Here is an 18,750-nt window from a genome sequence, read left to right on the forward strand (position 1 = left end):
GCAGGGCCCGGTCCTCCAGCGGAAGGCTCCACGGCCGGCCCTTGCGGACCGCGTCCGCACCCTCACGGCGCAGAACCGTCACCAGCTTCCCGAAGACACGCGGGCTCAGCCCGGTGAACGGGGCTATCCAGGACGGCTCGGACGCCGTGATCACACCAGCCACAGCAAGATCATCTCATCTGTGGCCAGCAGTTACGGGACACCCCTTAGCCCTTGCAAGGCGACGACGGGTTGTGGGCGGTGCACGCTGCGCCGCGGGAAACCCAAATGCGTCGACAGCACCCCTCGGCACCCGGCACAGTGGCCACTCGTGACGAGCAGTGAACTGTGGACCCGCGCGACCGCCGACCGCTACGACGCCGAGGAGGCCGAAGCGTCTTCGGCTGCCGTTCTCGGACCGGCCCTCGCCTTTCTGGCCGAGCTCGCCGGAGACGGCCGGGCGCTGGAGTTCGCCATCGGGACCGGACGGGTGGGAGTCCCGCTCCGGGAACGCGGCGTGCCGGTGGTGGGCGTCGAACTGTCCGAGCACATGGCAGCGGTGCTGCGGCGCAAGGTCGACGAGGACTCCCTCCCGGTGGTCATCGGGGACATGGCCACCACCGTCGTTCCCGGCGGGTTCACCCTGGTCTATCTCGTCTACAACACCATCACGAACCTGCTCACGCAGGACGAGCAGGTCGAGTGCTTCCGCAACGCCGCACGGCATCTGGAGCCCGGCGGTCGGTTCGTCATCGAGCTGGGGGTGCCGCCGCTGCGGCTCCTGCCGCCCGGCCAGGTCGCGGTGCCGTTCGACGTCTCTCAGCAGCATCTCGGCTTCGACACCTTCGACCTGGTCGAGCAGGTGCTCGTCTCGCACCACTTCACCCGCGACGGCCACTACCGCCGCGAAAACTCCCGGCACCGGTACGCCTGGCCGGCCGAGCTCGACCTGATGGCGCGGATCGCTGGGCTCGAACTGGAACGTCGCGTTGCGGACTGGGACGGGTCCCCCTTCACCCAGGACTCCGCGAAGCACGTCTCCGTGTGGCGCAAGCCGGCCTGAGGCCGGCCACCGGGCCGCAAACGCCGGCCGTGCCTGTCTTGAACTTCTATCGGGAGTTCAGGCGGCGCCAGCAGATCATTGCGCATCCGAGGGCGAGAGGCTTCGTGGATGTCGTCGCGGATCTCCCAGCGGATCCGCAGGCGGCCGAACCAGTGCGGGTGGGCGAATGCTCGCTCCACGACCCAGCGTTGCGCGCCCAGGCCGGAGCCGTGCTGCGTGCCCCGGCGGGCGATCAGCGGCTTCACGCGTCGATCCCGGACGAGGCGACGACTTCCCACAGCGCCATTCCGCCGAGCCGCTTCTGTGTTCGTGCCAGCAGGTCGATCCTCCCCACCCCCGGCGCGCCACGACTCCACGGCCGCGCCGTCCAGTTCGGGCACGGGCCGGCCGCCCGGTCCGTTCGGCTGCTGGGGGAGCTGCGCGGGGGCTGCGTCGGTGGCCACGGGGCTTCTCCTGTCCGGCCGGCGGCCCGGCCGCCGAGAGGTGCGGGTCAACCACGGACTGTACGCGGACGGATGCCGCCCCACCCGCCGTACGGATCTTCCGGCGCGGCCCCGGTCCGCATACGATCCTGCGCGTACACCGGCGTAGGAATCAGTCGGGCCCGAGTGTCCGGCGTGCAGACCGAACTCGACGAGCTGATGGGCGTGTTCTCCGGCGCGCTCACCTCGGCTCCTTCATTGACCCCCGGCGCCGGATCCTCACCGACGGAACGCTGACGGAGTTCTCGGAGTGGGAGGTCGCCGAACGCACCGAGATCTTCGGGTCGATCGCGCACCGCTTCAACGAGTACGCAAGTCCGGCCGCCTCGGCGGGCAGTGGTGCGAGGGCGAGGGCCGCAAGGCCACCCGGTTCGTCCGCACCCGGACGGCCGGCGGATGAGCTCGATGGCCTGGGACGACCTCTGAGGTGGCCGTATGGGCCGGGGTCACTCCCGGCCCTCGGCGGCCTCCGGCAGCTCGTAGATCCTTCCGTCGACACCCGCCCGGTACAGCCGCCCCGCCGCGAAGCCCTCGCTGCCCCGCCCGTACGCGATCTGCGTGGACAGCCGCAGCTCCGGTCCCGACGCGGCGGCGCACAGGGCCGCCCCCTCGACCCGCCAGACCTCTCCCGCCGCGTGCATGGCGATCAGCGGCCGCCCCCGCCCGTCGAGGGTGAGCCCGTCCGGCAGCGCCAGGGCGTCGGCCCCTTCGGCCGCGACCCACCGCCGCGGCCGCCCCGGGTCCCCGACGGGGATCCGGTACACCCCGGGCGCGAGGGTCGTCTGGACCACGTACACCTCGGCCCCGTCCGGGGACACGGCGATCCCGTTGGGCTGCGGGATCCGCGCCCACGCCGGATCCACCCGGCCGTCGGGGGTGACGCGGCCGATGCCCGAACCGCCCAGGGTCGTCGTGTACACGGTCCCGTCGGGTGCCAGCGCGACCCCGTCGACACCGCCGAGCCCCGAGGCGTACACCCGGACGGCCCCGGTCTCCGGGTCCACCTCCAGCAGCTTCGAGACCGGCAGCAGGTCCCCGGTCAGGGAGTGCGCCAGGTCGTTACCGGTGCCGACGAGGAGCCGGCCGTCCCCGCGCACCACGATCCCGCCGTTGGCGCCGATGTTCCCGGTGAGCGCGACGGGGGCCGCCCCCGGCGCGTCGATGCGGTACACGCGCCCGCTGAAGTACGCGGTGGCGAACATCCGGCCCCGCCCGTCCACCGCGATCGACTCGACCCAGTCCGGGACGTACGCCACCTGCACCGGCCCGCCCGCCGAGGTGGCCGCACACCGCGGCGCGGCCTCCGCCGGCGCGGCGGGTACGAGGACCCCCGCTCCCAGCGCCCCCAATACGGTCAGCAGCGCGACACCCCGCCCGCGCCGGCGCGCGGCCGTGCGCGAGACCCCGTTCGCCCCCATCGCTCCCCCTCCCCGGGCGCTGCGGTCCGCCCCCGTGCAGTATCGGCCCGCACGCCGTCGCGGACGACCGCCTCCCGGGCCAACTCCCGCCGCCGGGCGGCCGGAACCGCTCGCCCGGCCGCCGCCCACCGGGCGCCTGCTGCAACCACAGGGACGCATGTGACGATGGCCCCGGCACATCCGCACGACATGGGGGGACCATGCGCACCCGTACCACCACCGCCGGCCTCGCCGCCACCCTCGCAGCGCTGCTCGCCCTCTCCGGGTGCACCTCGTCGGGCGGCTCCCCGCACGCGTCGAGCCCCCCGGCGGCCGCTCCCGCACCCGTGCAGGGCGGCGGCTCAGGGTACGAGGGCCCGCGCCCGCAGGACCAGAACCTGCTGGCCTGGACCGGCGACCCCAACGACGCGGGCCACGTCACCGCCCAGTCGGCCGCGGGGGTCGGCGGCCGGATCACCCTGGTGCGGATCGGCCTGCGCGAGCAGATCACCTGGTCCAACGTCTGGCTGGGCCTGGCCGGCCTCGACCCGAACGCGCAGCTCTCCAACTGCTACCTCGGCGTGTACGACGCCACCGGCAAGCTGGTCGCGTCCACCGCGGACATCTCGCCGCAGCTGATGACCGACGCCGTGGCCAAACCGCTGCCCTTCACCAAGCCGTTCACCGCGGCCAGCGGCACCTACTTCATCGCCCTCCTGCTGAACGGCAACTGGGCCACCAACGCCCTCACCCTGAAGGCCACCGGCGCCGGCATCTCGGTGAACGCGGGCCTGACGCCCCCGGCCCTGCGCTACAGCACGGTCCTCACCGGCCAGACCTCGCTGCCGCCGGCCCTCAACCTCTCCGAGCAGTCCACCAGCACGATCAACACCGGCTGGGGCAGCCAGTGGTACGGCATCTCCTGACGCCGTACCACCGCCGGCCTCAGGAGGGCTTCGTCAGGGAGAAGGGCGTGACCGTCACCTTGTTGTCGCACTCGGCGAACTGCCCGTCGTCCATGCCGATCTGGTGCGAGCCCGCGCCCGGGACGCGGATGACGAGGCTGGGGAAGACGACGGGCGTGGAGCCGGACACGCAGTAGCCGTCCGCCTCGCCCTGGACGTTGACGAACGTCAGCTTCGTCCAGGCGCGGGCGCCCGGGGTGAGCGACACCGGGGTGGCCGTACCGCTGTTGGCGGTGGCCAGCGGCAGGTTCTTGTCGGGGGAGCCGTTGCCGGCGCCGGCGACCTGCGGGAACCCGAGCAGGGTGCAGGTGGAGTGGCTGGTGACCGACACGACCACCGCCCCGGTACCGGTGCCGGGCGGGCGGACGTCGGCCAGGTGGGCGGGCGAGACCTGGACGTCCTCGATCGTGCAGGGCTTGGTCTTGCCGCCCCCGCCCCCGCCCCCGCCCCCGCCGGCCGCCGAGGGCGTCGGCTTCGCGGAGCCCCCGCTGCCGGTGGAGGAGCCGCCGGTGGAGGAGCCCCCGGTGGAGGTGGAGCCCCCGGATCCGCCCGCGGGCGTCGCCGGGACCGTTGCCGCCGCCGGGGGTGCGGACGGCGGGGCGGCCGCGCCCGCGTCCCCGGTCGGGCCGCACCCCGTCATCAGGGCGGTGGCCGCCGCGGCGGCCACCAGCGCCGTGGCGGTGCGCCGAGGACCTGCTGTGTAGTGCATGGGATGCTCCCGTGGCTCACGACCGGTTCCGCGCCGGCTCTCGCGTCGACGGACACGCGCCGCGGACCGCCGGGGTTGCGCAGGCGGGACGCTGTGGCGGTTTCGTGACACGCCCCCGCCTGCGTGCGGCCGGCGTGTCCCCGGTGGCCCCGGCCCCGGTCTCAGCCGCCCCCGCCCCCGCCCCCGCCGTCCCCGGCCACGCCCAGCCCGGCGTCCCGGGCGCGCGCGACGGCCTCGGCCCGGGTGGCGACGTCGAGCTTCTCGAAGATGTGGGTGATGTGGTTGCGCACCGTCTTCTCCGCGAGGACCAGCTCGCGCGAGATCCGGCGGTTGTCATAGCCCCGGGCGACCAGGTCCAGCACCTCCACCTCGCGGGCGGTCAGCGCGGGGAGGACACGCTCGGCTTCGCGCCGGGGCCCGCCGGTGACCAGGGCGGCGATCCGCGCGGCCACGTCGGGGCCGAAGGCCGCGCCCCCGGCCGCCACCGTGCGCACCGCGTGCAGGACCTCGTCCCGGCCGGCCCCCTTGACCAGGTAGCCGCGCGCGCCCGCGTGCAGGGCGGCCACGAGGGTGCCGTCGTCGTCCGCCATGGTCAGCACCAGTACCTGGAGCTCGGGGTGCTCCCCGGCGAGCCGCCGGGTGGCCTCGATGCCCGAGCCGTCCGGCAGGGACAGGTCCATCACCACGACCTGCGGCCGGCCCGCCGCCACCGCGGCGGGCAGCTCGGAGAGCGTCTGCGCCTCGCCCACCACACGGATGTCTTCGGCGCTCTCCAGCGCCGCCCTCAGCCCCTCGCGAAACAGCGGGTGGTCCTCGACGATCGCCACGCGGACCTGCGTCTTCTCGGACTGCATGCACCCCACTATGGGCGATCACGGCCCGGATCCCCGGGAAGGCCCGCCAGGGCGGCCCGGTAAGGGACCGTTTCCGGACATCGTGTTCCGGCCACCCGGCACATGTGACCCATCCGGCGATCTTGTAGGGGAAAGGTGTCATTGAGCCAGGGAACCCGTCTGATCATCACCATGCAGGGCAGAACAACAGCCGCGCACGTCACAGCTGTTGACTGGGGCAACGTCTGCGTCCAGAAGCCGAGACGAACTGTGCGGTAATCCGACCGGAGCCGTGCTTTGCGGCTAGGTTCTGAACGTCGCCGCCGCACCCGGGACACGGGGTCCGAGCGGGGAATCGCGGCGACGGGGACGTGACCACTCCCATGACCACAGCAACCCGGACCAGCGCCTTCCGCGTTGACCCCTACACCCCGCACTGCCAGGTCATCGCCGGTGAGGGCGACCACGCCGTCATCGGCATCTCGCCAGGCAACTCCTATTTCTCCGCCCGGCGCGTGCATGCGCTCGCCGAATGGGCCCTGGACAACTTCCGGCAGGCCGACCTCGTCTACACCGACCTGCACGTGGCCGAAATGTATGTGGCCATGGGCTATCCGGAGGACGAGGCCCGTCGAAAAACAGTCAAGAACCTGCGCGGTGTACGCGCCAAGGTGACCAACGCCGTGGCCGATGTCGACCCGTCGGGCACCCGACTGCGCGGCAGGCCGATGTCCTCGCTCCAGGGCATCCCCGCGTACGACCGCATGCACGCCGACCTGCTGGAACGGCTCGGCACCGATCCGGCGTTCGCCCAGACCGCGAACCAGCTCGTCGACATCTTCCTGTCCTCGAAGGTGCTCGGCGGCCGGCAGCCCACCGCGCACCAGCGCAGGGTCTGCCTCGACTACGTGTGCGCCGAGGCGCCCCTGTTCCTCGACACCCCCGCGATCCTGGGCGTTCCCTCGTCGCTGAACTGCTACCACCAGGCGCTGCCGATGGCGGACCTGCTCTACTCGCGCGGCGCCGGACTGCGGGCCTCCCGCAACCAGGGCCACGCCGTCGTCACTCCCGCCACCGAAGGAGACCAGCTGTGACCACCCACGCGGAGCCGATCCTCGACTTCCCGTTCACGTGGGACGGCACCCACCTGCCCGCCCAGATCGACGAACTCGCCCCCGTGGTGAAGGTGCGCACCATCGCCGGGGCCGAGGCCTGGCTGGTCTCCTCGTACGAGCTCGTCAAGCAGGTCCTCGAGGACGACCGGTTCAGCCTCAAGAACACCTCCGACCCCGGGGTGCCGCGCCAGTACGCCCTGACGATCCCGCCCGAGGTCGTCAACAACATGGGCAACATCACCGGCGCCGGCCTGCGCAAGGCCGTCATGAAGGCGATCAACCCCAAGGCCCCCGGCCTCCAGGAGTGGATGGAGGGCCACGCCGCCGAACTGGTCGAGCGGATGGTCCGGCACGGCGCCCCCGTCGACATCCGGTCCCTGTTCACCGACCCGTTCTCGGAGGCGGTGCACTGCCGGATCCTCGGCATACCGCAGGAGGCGGCCCCGCTGCTTTCCGAGTCGCTGCCGATCGCCTTCATGAACAGCCCCCGGGAGATCCCGGCGGCCCGCCTGAACTGGGACCGCGACATCGCGTACATGACCGCCCGCCTCGACGACACGGAGCAGGGCCTCATCGGCGACCTCGCGAAGCTGCGCGGCACCGAGGGCTACGAGCACGTCAGCGACGAGATGTTCGCGACCGTCGGCGTCACCCTGTTCGGCGCGGGCGTCATCTCCACCGCCGGGTTCCTGGCCATGGCACTGGTCACCCTGCTCACCCACCCGGAGGAGGCCGACCACCTGGCCGACCACCCGGAGCTGATGCCCCAGGCCGTGGACGAGCTCCTGCGGATCAACCTCTCCATCGGGGACGGCCTGCCCCGGCTCGCCATGGAGGACATGACCCTCGGCGACGTCGAGGTGAAGAAGGGCGAGCTGGTGCTCGTCCTGCCCGAGGGCGCCAACTTCGACCCCTCCGTCTTCCCGGACCCGCACCGCCTCGACTTCACGCGGGCCAACTCCTGCGCCCACTTCTCCTTCGGCGGCGGCTCCCACTACTGCCCCGCCACCGCCCTCGGCAAGAAGCACGCGGAGATCGGCCTGCGCGCCGTCCTCGCGGCGATGCCCCGGCTGCGGCTGGCCGTCCCCGTCGAACAGCTCGTCTGGCGCACCGGCTTCATGAAGCGGCTGCCCGAGCGCCTGCCGGTGATGTGGTGACCGCCGCCCGGTCCCGCTGACGGCGCGACGAGGCCCCCCACCCCCGGACGCGGGGTGGGGGGCCTCGGCCGATCAGCTGCCGGCGGACAGGTTGCCGGAGAGGACCGGGATGTTGTCCAGGATGTGCGACAGGGACTCGTCGCCCTTGGCCTGGGTGGAGTTCTCGGTGCACTGCTGGTTCTGCGGGTTGGACAGGACGTTGACGTCCTGGACGCCGACGTTGGCCAGGATGGCGATCAGCGACTGGGCGTTGACCTTGACGGGCAGGCCGATGCAGGGCTTGTTGAGGGTGCCCTGGATGGCGCTGAACTGCGGGCTCATGTCGCCGGCGGTCTTCTGGTTGCCGTAGATCTGCTGGGCGCCGTTGCCGTTGACGGTGTTGACCCCGTTGTCGTTGCCGATGGCCATGGCCGGGGCGGCAACGGCAGCACCGGCACCGACCGCGGCGGCGGTGGCTGCGGCGGTGACCATCATCTTCTTCAGCATGCTCGAAAGGTTCCTTGTCTGGCGGAGGACCGGCCCCGGCTGGGGAGGTCGTCCTGGTAACGGGGTACCTCCCCGCGAGGTGGCGCTAGATCACCCGATCGCCTGGCAGGAGGCCCGCGACCGGCCCGGCCCTGTTGACCGGCGCGTCCGAATGTGACGGGGAAGCGTCATTGCGGCCATGCCGCGGCCGCGGCGAGGATGGGGCCATGCCCACCGCACACCGTGTCGTCATCGCGGTCTTCCCCGATGTCGACCTCCTCGACGTCACCGGCCCCGCCGAGGTCTTCGCGCTGGCCAACCGCGAGACCGCGGGCCGGGCCGGGTACGAGGTCCGCCTCGCCGGCTCCGCCGCCGGGGCGGTGCGCACGTCGGCGGGCGTGCGGCTGCTGACCGACGTGGCGTTCGCCGACGTCGGCGCGGAGGTGGACACCCTGCTCGTGCCGGGCGCGGTCGACATGGCCGAGGACGGTCCGGTCGCCCGGATCGACGAGGAGGTCGTGGCCTGGGTGCGGGAGACCGCGCCGCACGCCCGGCGCGTGGCGTCGGTGTGCGTCGGGGCCCATCTGCTCGCCGCCGCGGGGCTGTTGGACGGGAGGACGGCCACCACCCACTGGTCGACCGCCGCCCAGCTCGCCGCGGACCACCCCGCGGTCACCGTTGACCCGGCCCCGATCTTCGTCCGGACCGACCGGGGCCGGCTGTGGACGGGGGCCGGGACCAGCGCCTGCCTGGACCTGGCGCTCGCCCTGGTCGCCGCGACGGCGGCGAGGGCAGCCCGTACGACGTCCGCGAGCACGTCGGCGCCATCCCCGACGACGTCGCCCCGGCCGACGGCGAGCCCGTCGTGGTCGAGGGCTTCCCCGACGCCTTCCGCGCCACCGGGCTGGAGGAGACCCTGACCGGACTCGGCTTCGAGGCCGGCAACGGCAAGGACCTCGTCCTGGCCGGGTTCATGACGCCCATGTGCATCGCGTTCACCGCCCAGGAGGCCTTCAACCTCGGCTACCGGCCCACGGTCGTCGCCGAGGCCACCGCCACCCGCGCCCTGGCCGCCCCGGACGGCACCGTCCAGCCCGCCGCGGCCCTCCAGGCCGCCGCACTGACGACGATCACCGACCTGTTCGGCGTCGTCGTCCCCACCGCGGAGGGCCTGCGCGCCTGAGCGGAGGCTAGGCTGCCGCCGTGACCGACGCAGCGACCGGACGCCGACGCCTGATGGGCGCGGCGCTCGGCGCGGTCGCGGCGGCCGCCCTGGCCGGATGTTCCGGGGGCTCCGGCCCCGCACCGCGGCTCCGGCTGGCGACCGGGCCGCCGGGAGGCCCGTACAACGCCTTCGGACAGGCCCTCGCCCGGGCCGCCGCCGACGGCGGGAGCCGGCTGGAGATCGTGCCGGTGGCCACCGCCGCGAGCGTGGACAACCTGCGCCGGCTCGCCGAGGGCTCCGTCGACCTCGCGCTGTCCATGGCCGACGTGGCCGAGGACGCCGCCCTGGGGCGCGAACCGTTCGCCCGCCGGGCCCCGGTGACAGCGCTGGCCCGCGTCTACGTCAACTACACCCACCTCCTGGTCCCGGCCGCCGGGCCGGTCCGCTCGGTGGCGGACCTCGCCGGACGCCCGGTCGCCGTCGGCGCCGCCGGATCGGGAGCGCAGGTGGTGGCGGCCCGCGCCCTGCGCGCCGCCGGGCTGTCCGAGGGCCCGTCGGCGGCGGACGAACGGCAGCTGGGCCTGGCCGAGTCGGCGACCGCGCTGCGCGGGGGCACGGTCGACGCCGTGTTCTGGTCCGGCGGTGTGCCCACCCCGGCCCTGACGGAACTGGCCCGCGCACTGCCCCTGCGCTTCCTCGCGCTGGACGGCTTCGCGGACGCGCTGCGGCAGCGCTTCGGCCCCGTCTACACCACGGTCACCCTGCCCACCGGGGCGTACGGACTGACCGCCCCGGTGGGCACCATCGGCGTCGGCAACTACCTCCTGGCCCGCGAGGACGTGGCCACGGGCGCGACGGCCGAGCTGCTGCGGGTGGTCTTCGACCGCCGCGGCGACGTGCTGGGCGAGGTGACGGCGGGCGTGCGGCTGGAACCCCGCTTCGCGATATCCACGGGCGCCGTGCCGCTCCACCCGGGCGCGGCCGCCTACTACCGCTCGGTGTACGGCTGACCGTCCGCCGGGCGCGGCAGCCGGAACTCGAAGGCCAGACCCCGCGGGAGGTTCGGGGCGACGCCGAGCCCGCCCCCGCTGATCCGGGCGATCTCCTCGGCGATGGCCAGCCCCAGCCCGCTGCCGCGCACGTTCTGGTGCTCGGGGGAGCGGGCGAAACGCCGCAGCAGCAGACCCAGTTGGTCCGCCGGTACCCCGGGCCCGTCGTCCGAGACCCGTACGACGGCCTCCCCGCCCCGCGCGCCCCACGCGCGCACCTCCACGCGGCCGCCGCGCGGTACGAACTTCACCGCGTTGTCGAGGAGCGCGTCCAGGATCCGCCCCGCCGCGTCGGGCAGGGCGCGCACGGACAGCTCCCGCGGGAGGCCGCCGGCCGCCAGATCCAGGCCCGCGGCGCCGAAGACCGGTGCCCAGGCCTCCACCCGGCCCCGTACCGCCTGCGCCAGGTCCTGGTCCGTCAGCTCCGCCGCTCCCGCTTCCACCCGGGCCAGCGACAGCAGCCCGTCCAGCAGCTCCTCCAGCCGCTCCGCCTCGTCCAGGGCCCGGGCGTGCTCGGCCAGGCCCGGGCCCGGGGCGACGTACGGTTCGACGTTCTCCAGCTGGAGGACCAGCGTGGCCAGGGGGTTGCGCAGCTGGTGGGAGGCGTCGGCGACGAAGTCCCGCTGGCGGCCGAGGGAGTCGGCGACGGCCTCCGCCATCCCGTTGAAGTGCCGCCGCAGCCGCCGCAGTTCCGGCGGACCCGTGTCGGAGACGGCCCGGGCCCGCAGGCTGCCGGCTGCCAGGCGCTCCACCGCCCGGTCCAGATCGAGGACCGGCCGCATGAGCCACCGCGCGATCCCGGCCGCGACCAGGGCCGCCGCCGCGAAGGCGGCGACCGCCCCGGCGGCGATCAGCGACCAGCGGACCGCGACGTCCCGGCGGGCGGCGTCCGTGGGCACGGCCATCAGCACCGCCCCGCTGACCCGCTCGTCCCGCCCCACCGGCTCGGCGAGGACCGCGCTGTCCGGGCCCCAGGGGCGGATCGTCGGCAACCGGTCGGTGGAACGCCCGGTGAGGGCCCGCCGGCGGGCTTCCACCGCCCCGGACAGCGGGGTCCGCGCGGCGGGCCCCGCGCCCGCGGCCCGCGCCACCGTCTCCCCGGCGGCGTCGACCACGAGCACCGAGGCCCCGTACAGCTGCGCGTACCGGCCGATCTCGGCGGACAGCTCCGCCCGGTCGGCGTCGCTGTCCGTCCGGTCCGCGAGGTCGGCGAACCGTACGGCCTCCGAACGCCGCTGGAGCAGCAGGTGTTCGGTCCGCCCCCGCGCGTACGCGTCGGCCAGGGGCACGCAGAGCAGCAGCGCGGCGGCCCCCATGAGTACCATCAGCACCGCGAGCAGCCTGCGCCTCACCGGCCCGCGTCCCGCTCCCCGAGCACGGCGGCGGCCGAGCCGAGCTGGTAGCCGAACCCGCGCACCGTGCGCACCAGGCCCGGACGGCCCGTCTTGGCACGCACGCCCGCCACGTGCACGTCCAGGGAGCGGGAGGCGGCGAGGAAGGCGTCGCCCCAGATCCGGTCCAGGATCTCCTCGCGCGAGTGGACCTCGTCCGGACGGGCGGCCAGGAAGGCCAGTACGTCGAACTCCCGGCGTGTCAGCCGGACTTCGCTCCCGGCCACCGTGACGGTCCGCCCCGCCGGGTCCACCTCGACGTCCCCGGCGCGCACGGTCCGGGCGCCGCCGTCGGCCTCCCCGACGCCCGGACGGACTCCGTACGCCCCCGTCCGCCTCCGCACGGTGTCGATCCGGGCGATCAGCTCCGCCATCCGGAACGGCTTGACCACGTAGTCGTCGGCGCCCGCGCGCAGCCCCTGCACGACGTCGCGCTCCTCGCAGCGCGCCGTCACCACGATCAGCGGCGCCGCGCAGACCGTCCGCAGCCGCCGCAGCAGTTCGAGCCCGTCGAGGTCGGGCAGGCCGAGGTCGAGCAGGACGAACTCGGCTTCGTGGACGTGCCGCAGGGCGTCCAGGGCCCGGCCCACCCGGCGGACGGTGTGCCCGCGCCGGGCGAGGGCGGTGCCCAGGGCCCGGGCCATGCGGTCGTCGTCCTCCACCAGCAGCGCGTGCACCGGCAACCTCCCCGCACCCCGACCCCCGGACCGGCCGGCAGCCTATCGCGCCGCCCCCTCGGCGGCCGTCGCCGCGGCGGACCGCGCCCCGGCCTCCTCCTCGGCGCGGCTGAGCGCCGCGTTGCGGGTGTCCGGCATCAGGACGTACGTCACCAGCGAGACGAGCGCGCACCCGGACACGTACCAGAAGAACATCTTCTCGTGGCCGCCGTTCTTGAACCACAGCGCCACGTACTCCGCCGTGCCGCCGAAGAGCGCGTTGGCGACCGCGTACGGCAGCGCCACGCCCAGCGCGCGGACCCGGGTGGGGAACAGCTCCGCCTTCACCGCCGCGTTGATGGACGTGTAGCCGGTGACGATCACCAGGGCCAGCAGGGACAGGCCGAGCGCGGACCAGTACGAGGACGCCGACCCGAGCGCCGTCATGATCGGGTAGGTGCCGACGGTGCAGCCCACCGCGAAGGTGATCAGCAGGGGCCGGCGGCCGATCCGGTCGGACAGCATCCCGGCGAGGGGCTGGAGCGCGGCGAAGAGCGCCAGCGCGGTGAAACTCACCAGCGTGGCCGTGGTCTTGGCCATGCCCGCGCTGCCGACCAGGTACTTGGTGAGGTAGGTGGTGTACGTGTAGTACGCGACCGTGCCGCCGAGGGTGAGGGCCATGACCAGCCCGGCCTGCCGCCGGTGCTCCCACAGCGCCTTCAGGGAGCCGCGCGCGCTGTCGTCGTGTGCACCGTCCTCCTTGAAGGCGTCGGTCTCCTGGAGCCGGCGCCGCAGCCAGAACACGACGACAGCGAACACCGCCCCGAGCGCGAACGGGACCCGCCAGCCCCAGCTGCCCAGCTGCTCCTTGGTCAGCGTGTGCTGCATGGTGATGAGGATCCCCAGGCCGAGGAGCTGCCCGCAGGTCATGGACACGTACTGGAACGAGGACCCCAGCCCGCGCCGGTCGCGGGCCGAGGCCTCGGTCAGGTACGTCGCGCTGGCCGCGTACTCCCCGCCGATGCTCATCCCTTGGAGCAGCCGTGCCAGCAGCAGCACGACGGCGCCGAAGTAGCCGGCCTGGCCGTAGGTCGGGGCGACGGCGATCAGCAGGGCGGCCACCGACATCATGGTGACGGTGAGCGTGAGCGCGCTCTTGCGCCCGTGCCGGTCGGCGGCCCGCCCCAGGATCCACCCGCCGACGGGACGCATCAGGAAGCCGACGGCGAAGATGCCCGCGGTGTTCATCAGCTGGGTGGTCGGGTTGTCGCCGGGGAAGAAGGAATCGGCGAAGTAGATGGCGAAGCTGGCGTAGACGAACCAGTCGTACCACTCCACGAGGTTCCCGAGGGACCCGCCGACGAGCGCGAGACGGCGCCTGCGGCGTTCGTCCGAGGGCGGCGGGCCGAGCGTGACGGCGGACGGGGGCATGGCGGCTCCAGACGGAAGTCCCTGATGGGGAGGGGTGGCTCCCCCGGATCCGGGGGAGTGCCCAGACTGGATGCGTCACCGCACCCGGACAAGGCCCGGCACCCAGATCTAACGTTCCGCTAAGAAAGCCGCACACGCCCGGGGGGGGTCAGTGCCCCCCGTGCCCGAGGAGGGCGATCTCCGCGTCCACGGCGTCGAGTTCCTCCCGGCGGGCCAGGAGTTCCAGCTGCTTCCGGTAGCGCACCAGCGCGGAGTGCAGCAGGGGCGTCCGCCCGGCCTCGAGCGCGCACATCCGGCGGGCGGCGGCGACGGCCTCGGCCCGGAGGGCCAGGGCTGTGCCGGGCTGGTGGGCGAACTCCTGGCGGCTGTACTCGTACAGTGCCTCCGCCAGGCGCGGCAGATAGGCCAGCGGGCTCACCTGGACCAGCAGGCGGTAGGCGGCGACCTCCTGACGGACCGGCAGGGTCCCGGATCCGAGGAGCGCCACGCGAGCTCGCAGGAGGGCTTCGTGATGGATGTGCGCCGTGGAATTCATGAGGGAGATTCTGAAAGCCGCACAGGACCCCGAACAAGGGCAAAGCGCTGTGCTTTCGGTCCTACGAAAACCCCCTCTGACCTGTCATGATGGATACGTCTTCACCCCTGTGCCCCGAGAGTTCCGCAGGGGGGCCGCGCGGCGGTCCGAGGGGGGACGACGGCGAGGCGACACGGCCCGCCGTCGCGTGAACCACCGACGCCGCCCCCACGACCGCGTACACCGGCCGGGTCGGAGCGGGCGTGCCGGAGGCCGCCGTCACGAGGTGGAGGAACGGCGGCGACCGCCGCGGCGGTCGTGCTCGGCGGCCCGCTGCCGCGTCCAGCGGGTGCGCGGCCCGCCCGGATGGGGAAAGCTGGAGAAGGTGGCAGTGATGCCGACCGCGGAGCCGACTGGTGAGGAGGGGCTCGTGGACGCTTCAGGAGACGGGCGGCGCGCCCGCCCGGCCCGGCAGTGGGGGCGGAGGGCCGGTTTGCTGTGCGCGGCCGCCGCCCTGGCGGCGGTGGCGGCGCCCGCGGCGGCGCAGGCCCCGCCGAGGGATCCCTACCCGGTGGTGGTCGTGGACTGTTCCTCGGCGGCCCAGGTGCGGCCCGAGGAGTTCGTCCTGGCCTGCGGTGACGGCAACAACCGTCTGGTCGGACTCGACTGGGACAGCTGGGGCGCGAGCGCGGCGAGCGCGACCGGCACCGACCTGGTGAACGACTGCCGTCCCTACTGCGCGGCGGGGCGTTTCCGCCCCTATCCCGTGACGGTCACCCTGAGTGATCCGCTTCCCTGGCCCGAGCATCCCGGGGTCCAGCGCTTCACCAAGATCCGGCTGCTGTACACGGACACCGCGCCGGCGCCCGTGCACAAGGACGTCACGTACAAGCTCGTGTACTGAACCGGACCGGCGGCCCGGGCCCCCGGGCCCCGGCTCACGCGGAGGCGTCCGCCTCCGTGGCGAGCAGCTTCTCGCGGAACAGGTCGAGCACGCTGTCCAGCGCCTGCCGTGTCGGCTGACCGGGCTCGTCGACGAGGTGCTCGGTCAGGACGGAGTGCGCGGGCAGGGGGCTGTGCGTGGCCGCCGCGCCGTCCTCCAGCTCGACGGCGACGAACGCGTCGCCGAGCTCGCGGCGCAGGAACGCGAACCGGTCCCCGGGGACCAGGCGGTCCCCCTTGAAGCGCAGCCCCATGACCTGGAGACCCTCGCGCTCGCAGCGGCCGCGGACGACCGCCAGTTCCTGCGGGCTGATGTCGATCGAGCCCGCACGGCCGGCCGTGCAGGGCAGCGGGAGCGAGGGCTGGGACAGCACCGGCGCGAGCATCCGTTCGTCCGTGGCCATGGCCAGGGCGAATCCGCCGGTCAGGCACATGCCGACGGCGCCCACCCCGGGCCCGCCGCAGCGCTCGTGCTCGGCGGCGGCCAGCGCCCGCAGCCACCGCACCACGCGCGAGCTGCGTCCGGTCGCCAGCAGGGTGAACTCCCGGCTCACGCACACCTGCCACATGGTCGTGGCCATGGCGCGGGCGGTGTCCGCCCAGCCCGCGGTGGCGGGGTTGGCGTCGCGGCCGGGCGTGCCGAAGAGCACCGGGAGCACGGCCGTGCAGCCGGCGTCCGCCACGCGCTCGGCGAACTCCAGGACCTTGGGGGTGATGCCCGGCACCTCGGCCATGATGATCACCGCCGGACCCGTGCCCCGGCGCAGTACCCGGCGGGTGGCGCCGTCGTGGGTGAACGTGCTCTTGGTGAAGCCGGTCAGGTCGTGGTCCGCCACGTGCCTTCCCTTCCGTCGGAAGTCCAGGACGGCCACAAGTTACCGACACGTAGAGCCCGTTGGTCAAGTGGCTCCGCGGCGGGCGGGGACCGAGGGGTCCGCGCCCGCCGCGGAGCCGGGGCTAGCGTCCGGCGCTGCCGCTGACCAGCGGCCACTCGCGGTGCAGGGAGCCCAGCGGGATGCGGCGCTCCAGGACGGGCGTGCCGAACAGGGACAGCTGGAGGTGCAGCTGTCCGTTCAGGTCGAAGCCGCCGTACAGGGCCCAGGCGCCGCTGACGGAGGTCTTCCCGTCGGTGGACGCGGACGCCTTGGCGTCGGCCTCGCCGCGCAGGTAGGGCGCGAAGTCGGCGCCGACGCCGACGGCCCCGTACAGGCCGACGGAGGCCTCGGCGCCCAGGGCGCCCTTGACCCGGCCGGCGGCGGCGACGGTGGCCTTCACCGGGGAGCTGTCGACGGCCGAGGTGCTGACCGGCTGCCAGCCCTTGCCCGCCGCGTAGCTGCCGCCGACGCGGAAGTCGCCCTTGACGTCCTGCTGGACGTCGAGGGTGACCTGGCCGTCGGCCTCGACCTGGATGTACGTGGTCAGGTCGAGGTTGACCACGACCGGGACCGGGCCCACCTGGATGACGGGAGCGCTGTGGAGCTTGGCGAACGGGATCCGCTTGGGTGAGCCGGTGCTCGCCGCCGCACGGCCCTTGAGCGCCCACTGGGAGGACCAGTCGCCGCTCATGCCGAGGAAGGCGGCGCTGGGGGCGGAGCCGATCTTCGTGCCCGTGTACGAGAACTCGACCTGGGGGGCGAGCTGGACGAAGCCGGACACCGAGGCGCCCGCCGAGGCGGGGGCGTCCTTGGCGGTGTCGATCGCCGCGTTCACGTCGAGCCGCAGGTTGCCGAGGGGCAGCTTGGCGCCCTCGGGGCCGAAGCGGGCGCCCTCGCCCTTGGCCCAGGAGAAGGTCACCCCCTTCATCAGGGGTTCGACGACCATGGCGGAGGGGTCGACCTTGACCTTGCCGTCGGCCTTGGCCTCGCCCAGGGCGGCGGAGAGGGTCGTGGGGGCGGTCTTCACCTCGGTGCCGCGGTCGGTCTTCCCGACGACCTCGGTGACCTTCGCGAGGAGGCCGTCGGGGGCGCCGGGAGCCGGGGCGCTGGCGATGACGTCGCCCACGGCGACCGGCTTGGCGGGGGCGGGGGAGTCGTTGGAGGGGGCGTTCTGGCCGCCCTTCGGCGGCTTGGGGGCCGGGGCTATGACGGCCCGCTGGCTGTTCTTGTCGTAGGAGGCGACCCGCAGGGAGGACTTCTCCGGCCGGCCTTCGCCGGTGGAGGTGCGGGCCAGCGGCGAGGGGTCGGCCGGTCCCTGGGGGGCGGCGGCCACTTCGAGGTGCTGGTTGCCGCCTGCGGCGGGGGCGCCGGGGGCGGCCGCCGGGCCGGCGGAGTCGGTGTGCGCCGGCGAGGAGCAGCCGGCGGCGGCGAGCGCCAACGTGGTCAGGCCGGGAAGCAGGAGGCGTTGGGCGAACGTGCGCACGTAGGGAGAACCATTCGGTAAATGGGGGGAATTGAATGCGTTACCGAGAAGTAACGTGAGGGTTGATCATGACATGGGCGGACCGCGTCAGTCATCTCGGGTTCCGGCCAACTCGCTTGCGCCATCTGAAGGTTGAAACTTCAAAAGCGGTGGGCCGCTCAGGCGATGCCCACGGTGTAGGCGGCGCGGTACCCGGCGCCCTCCGCCACGGGGGCCAGCGTCATGGTGCCGGCGGCGGCCCGGTACCGGTCGTCGTGCGCGTTGGGGTTGCGCGGGGCCTTGCGCAGGGCGTACGGCTGCCGGGCGTAGACCTCCCGCAGGAACTCCTCGGGCAGGAAGAACTGCGAGGTCGTCTCGGTGCCCGCGTCGGGCCGCACCTTGAAGTGGATGTGCGGGGCCAGCCCCGCGTACCAGCCGGGCACGATGGTCCGGAACGTGCACCGCCCGGCCCCGTCGGTCACCTGCACCCCGCGCAGATAGGCCTCCCGCCCCTCCGAGTAGACCCCGGCCGCGTCGGCCTGCCAGATGTCCACGGCGGCGCCGGCGAGCGGCCGGCACCCGGCCGAGGCCCGCACCACCGTCAGCTCCAGCCGCAGCGGTACGCCCGCGCGCCCGTCGGTGACGTCCGGGCGGGTCCGGCCCGGCCCGGCGTAGTTGGGTCCCGCGCCCGCCTTCACGGCCAGCACGCAGTCGGGCGTGGCCCCGCTCGCCGGCGCCGAGGCCGGTCGTGCGCAGCCGGCTGCCAGCGCGGCGAGGGAGGCGGAACCGGCCGCCAGCAGGAGGGCGCGGCGACTGCTCGGGAGGGTGCCGTCGTCGGTCATCCGAACCTCTCACGCGTGCGCCCGGGACGGCCGACCCGGACGGCCGCCCACCGAAGCCCACCGTGCCGCAGCCCGCCGCCCCGCCCCACGACCGACACGCGGCCGACCGGGCGTTGCCGGCCTCCCTTCCATGGGGCGGGACGCCACGGTGGTCATGGGCGACCGGGACCCGCTGGGCCGCATGTCGGCGGCCGAGCGCCGGCGGGTGCCGGACGGCACCGCCCGCCGCGGCCGGGGCCTGATCGGCCGCCCGTACCG

Annotated in this window: 17 protein-coding genes and 4 pseudogenes; 8 read left to right on the forward strand and 13 right to left on the reverse strand. The window is 74.0% G+C overall.

The annotated features are described in order from the left end of the window. Positions 1-163: pseudogene (locus ACFY15_RS34700) on the reverse strand (IS5/IS1182 family transposase); the annotation flags it as partial. A 147-nt stretch (positions 164-310) separates the two neighbouring features. Between ACFY15_RS34700 and ACFY15_RS34705 the strand changes: the two are divergent. After that, positions 311-1,042, forward strand: a complete 732-nt coding sequence (locus ACFY15_RS34705) for a class I SAM-dependent DNA methyltransferase (RefSeq protein ID WP_390826829.1) — start codon at positions 311-313, stop codon at positions 1,040-1,042. 46 nt (positions 1,043-1,088) lie between these two features. Here ACFY15_RS34705 and ACFY15_RS34710 read toward each other — a convergent pair. Continuing rightward, positions 1,089-1,311, reverse strand: a pseudogene (locus tag ACFY15_RS34710) (IS5/IS1182 family transposase); the annotation flags it as partial. 659 nt (positions 1,312-1,970) lie between these two features. Further along, positions 1,971-2,942 carry an SMP-30/gluconolactonase/LRE family protein gene (locus tag ACFY15_RS34715; RefSeq protein ID WP_390691312.1) on the reverse strand — a complete coding sequence of 324 codons (972 nt, stop codon included), beginning with the start codon at positions 2,940-2,942 and terminating at the stop codon, positions 1,971-1,973. Positions 2,943-3,142: 200 nt separating this feature from the next. Between ACFY15_RS34715 and ACFY15_RS34720 the strand changes: the two genes are divergently transcribed. Then, positions 3,143-3,847, forward strand: coding sequence for a hypothetical protein (locus tag ACFY15_RS34720; RefSeq protein WP_390691313.1), 705 nt, complete (start codon positions 3,143-3,145; stop codon positions 3,845-3,847). A gap of 19 nt (positions 3,848-3,866) precedes the next feature. Here ACFY15_RS34720 and ACFY15_RS34725 read toward each other — a convergent pair whose 3' ends face one another. Both ACFY15_RS34725 and ACFY15_RS34730 read right to left on the reverse strand, forming a co-directional pair. Next, on the reverse strand, positions 3,867-4,595 hold the full coding sequence (locus tag ACFY15_RS34725) for a DUF4232 domain-containing protein (protein ID WP_390691314.1): 729 nt from the start codon (positions 4,593-4,595) through the stop codon (positions 3,867-3,869). A 161-nt stretch (positions 4,596-4,756) separates the two neighbouring features. Then, entirely contained in the window at positions 4,757-5,449 is a 693-nt protein-coding gene (locus tag ACFY15_RS34730; protein ID WP_390691315.1) for a response regulator, read from the reverse strand. Between the two features lie 362 nt (positions 5,450-5,811). Between ACFY15_RS34730 and ACFY15_RS34735 the strand changes: the two genes are divergently transcribed. After that, positions 5,812-6,522 (forward strand): tRNA-dependent cyclodipeptide synthase, encoded by a 711-nt coding sequence (locus ACFY15_RS34735; RefSeq protein WP_390691316.1) that lies wholly within the window; start codon positions 5,812-5,814, stop codon positions 6,520-6,522. Beyond that, entirely contained in the window at positions 6,519-7,700 is a 1,182-nt protein-coding gene (locus ACFY15_RS34740) for a cytochrome P450 (RefSeq protein WP_390691317.1), read from the forward strand. The genes ACFY15_RS34735 and ACFY15_RS34740 overlap by 4 nt, the downstream gene beginning before the upstream one ends. Before the next feature lie 72 nt (positions 7,701-7,772). Here ACFY15_RS34740 and ACFY15_RS34745 read toward each other — a convergent pair whose 3' ends face one another. Next, positions 7,773-8,186: a rodlin gene (locus ACFY15_RS34745; RefSeq protein WP_390691318.1), complete on the reverse strand. Its 414-nt coding sequence runs from the start codon at positions 8,184-8,186 to the stop codon at positions 7,773-7,775. 206 nt (positions 8,187-8,392) lie between these two features. On the opposite strand from ACFY15_RS34745, the pseudogene ACFY15_RS34750 reads away from it, so the two are divergent. The 3 genes and pseudogenes from ACFY15_RS34750 to ACFY15_RS34760 all read left to right on the forward strand — a co-directional run. Beyond that, positions 8,393-8,941: pseudogene (locus tag ACFY15_RS34750) on the forward strand (DJ-1/PfpI family protein); the annotation flags it as partial. Positions 8,942-8,943: 2 nt separating this feature from the next. Then, positions 8,944-9,348: pseudogene (locus ACFY15_RS34755) on the forward strand (isochorismatase family protein); the annotation flags it as partial. Positions 9,349-9,368: 20 nt separating this feature from the next. After that, positions 9,369-10,340, forward strand: coding sequence for a TAXI family TRAP transporter solute-binding subunit (locus tag ACFY15_RS34760; protein ID WP_390691319.1), 972 nt, complete (start codon positions 9,369-9,371; stop codon positions 10,338-10,340). Here ACFY15_RS34760 and ACFY15_RS34765 read toward each other — a convergent pair. From ACFY15_RS34765 to ACFY15_RS34780, 4 genes are all read right to left on the reverse strand, one after another. Continuing rightward, the gene (locus ACFY15_RS34765) at positions 10,319-11,704 is read right to left on the reverse strand and encodes a sensor histidine kinase (protein WP_390691365.1); all 1,386 of its coding nucleotides are present in this window, start codon (positions 11,702-11,704) and stop codon (positions 10,319-10,321) included. The genes ACFY15_RS34760 and ACFY15_RS34765 overlap by 22 nt on opposite strands. 23 nt (positions 11,705-11,727) lie before the next feature. Beyond that, positions 11,728-12,447: a response regulator transcription factor gene (locus ACFY15_RS34770; protein WP_390691320.1), complete on the reverse strand. Its 720-nt coding sequence runs from the start codon at positions 12,445-12,447 to the stop codon at positions 11,728-11,730. A gap of 42 nt (positions 12,448-12,489) precedes the next feature. Continuing rightward, positions 12,490-13,857 carry an MFS transporter gene (locus ACFY15_RS34775; RefSeq protein WP_390691321.1) on the reverse strand — a complete coding sequence of 456 codons (1,368 nt, stop codon included), beginning with the start codon at positions 13,855-13,857 and terminating at the stop codon, positions 12,490-12,492. 148 nt (positions 13,858-14,005) lie between these two features. Further along, the gene (locus ACFY15_RS34780; RefSeq protein ID WP_390691322.1) at positions 14,006-14,392 is read right to left on the reverse strand and encodes a hypothetical protein; all 387 of its coding nucleotides are present in this window, start codon (positions 14,390-14,392) and stop codon (positions 14,006-14,008) included. A gap of 409 nt (positions 14,393-14,801) precedes the next feature. Between ACFY15_RS34780 and ACFY15_RS34785 the strand changes: the two genes are divergently transcribed. Continuing rightward, positions 14,802-15,275, forward strand: coding sequence for a hypothetical protein (locus tag ACFY15_RS34785; RefSeq protein ID WP_390691323.1), 474 nt, complete (start codon positions 14,802-14,804; stop codon positions 15,273-15,275). A gap of 34 nt (positions 15,276-15,309) precedes the next feature. Here the strand turns inward: ACFY15_RS34785 and ACFY15_RS34790 are convergent, their stop codons facing one another. The 3 genes from ACFY15_RS34790 to ACFY15_RS34800 form a co-directional block, all read right to left on the reverse strand. Further along, a complete protein-coding gene (locus ACFY15_RS34790; protein ID WP_390691324.1) occupies positions 15,310-16,149 on the reverse strand; it encodes a dienelactone hydrolase family protein in 840 nt (279 codons plus the stop codon). Positions 16,150-16,270: 121 nt separating this feature from the next. Continuing rightward, the gene (locus tag ACFY15_RS34795; protein ID WP_390691325.1) at positions 16,271-17,671 is read right to left on the reverse strand and encodes a hypothetical protein; all 1,401 of its coding nucleotides are present in this window, start codon (positions 17,669-17,671) and stop codon (positions 16,271-16,273) included. Positions 17,672-17,829: 158 nt separating this feature from the next. Further along, positions 17,830-18,492 (reverse strand): intradiol ring-cleavage dioxygenase, encoded by a 663-nt coding sequence (locus ACFY15_RS34800; RefSeq protein WP_390691326.1) that lies wholly within the window; start codon positions 18,490-18,492, stop codon positions 17,830-17,832. Positions 18,493-18,750 lie beyond the last annotated feature (258 nt).

This window comes from Streptomyces sp. NPDC001373, assembly GCF_042895815.1.
Taxonomy (GTDB): Bacteria; Actinomycetota; Actinomycetes; order Streptomycetales; family Streptomycetaceae; genus Streptomyces.

Bases quoted from the DNA above. Each gene is read 5' to 3' on its own strand.
- ACFY15_RS34715 (WP_390691312.1), bottom strand. From the start codon at position 2,942: ATGGGGGCGAACGGGGTCTCGCGCACGGCCGCGCGCCGGCGCGGGCGG.
- ACFY15_RS34720 (WP_390691313.1), top strand. From the start codon at position 3,143: ATGCGCACCCGTACCACCACCGCCGGCCTCGCCGCCACCCTCGCAGCG.
- ACFY15_RS34725 (WP_390691314.1), bottom strand. From the start codon at position 4,595: ATGCACTACACAGCAGGTCCTCGGCGCACCGCCACGGCGCTGGTGGCC.
- ACFY15_RS34730 (WP_390691315.1), bottom strand. From the start codon at position 5,449: ATGCAGTCCGAGAAGACGCAGGTCCGCGTGGCGATCGTCGAGGACCAC.
- ACFY15_RS34735 (WP_390691316.1), top strand. From the start codon at position 5,812: ATGACCACAGCAACCCGGACCAGCGCCTTCCGCGTTGACCCCTACACC.
- ACFY15_RS34745 (WP_390691318.1), bottom strand. From the start codon at position 8,186: ATGCTGAAGAAGATGATGGTCACCGCCGCAGCCACCGCCGCCGCGGTC.
- ACFY15_RS34765 (WP_390691365.1), bottom strand. From the start codon at position 11,704: ATGGTACTCATGGGGGCCGCCGCGCTGCTGCTCTGCGTGCCCCTGGCC.
- ACFY15_RS34775 (WP_390691321.1), bottom strand. From the start codon at position 13,857: ATGCCCCCGTCCGCCGTCACGCTCGGCCCGCCGCCCTCGGACGAACGC.
- ACFY15_RS34780 (WP_390691322.1), bottom strand. From the start codon at position 14,392: ATGAATTCCACGGCGCACATCCATCACGAAGCCCTCCTGCGAGCTCGC.
- ACFY15_RS34800 (WP_390691326.1), bottom strand. From the start codon at position 18,492: ATGACCGACGACGGCACCCTCCCGAGCAGTCGCCGCGCCCTCCTGCTG.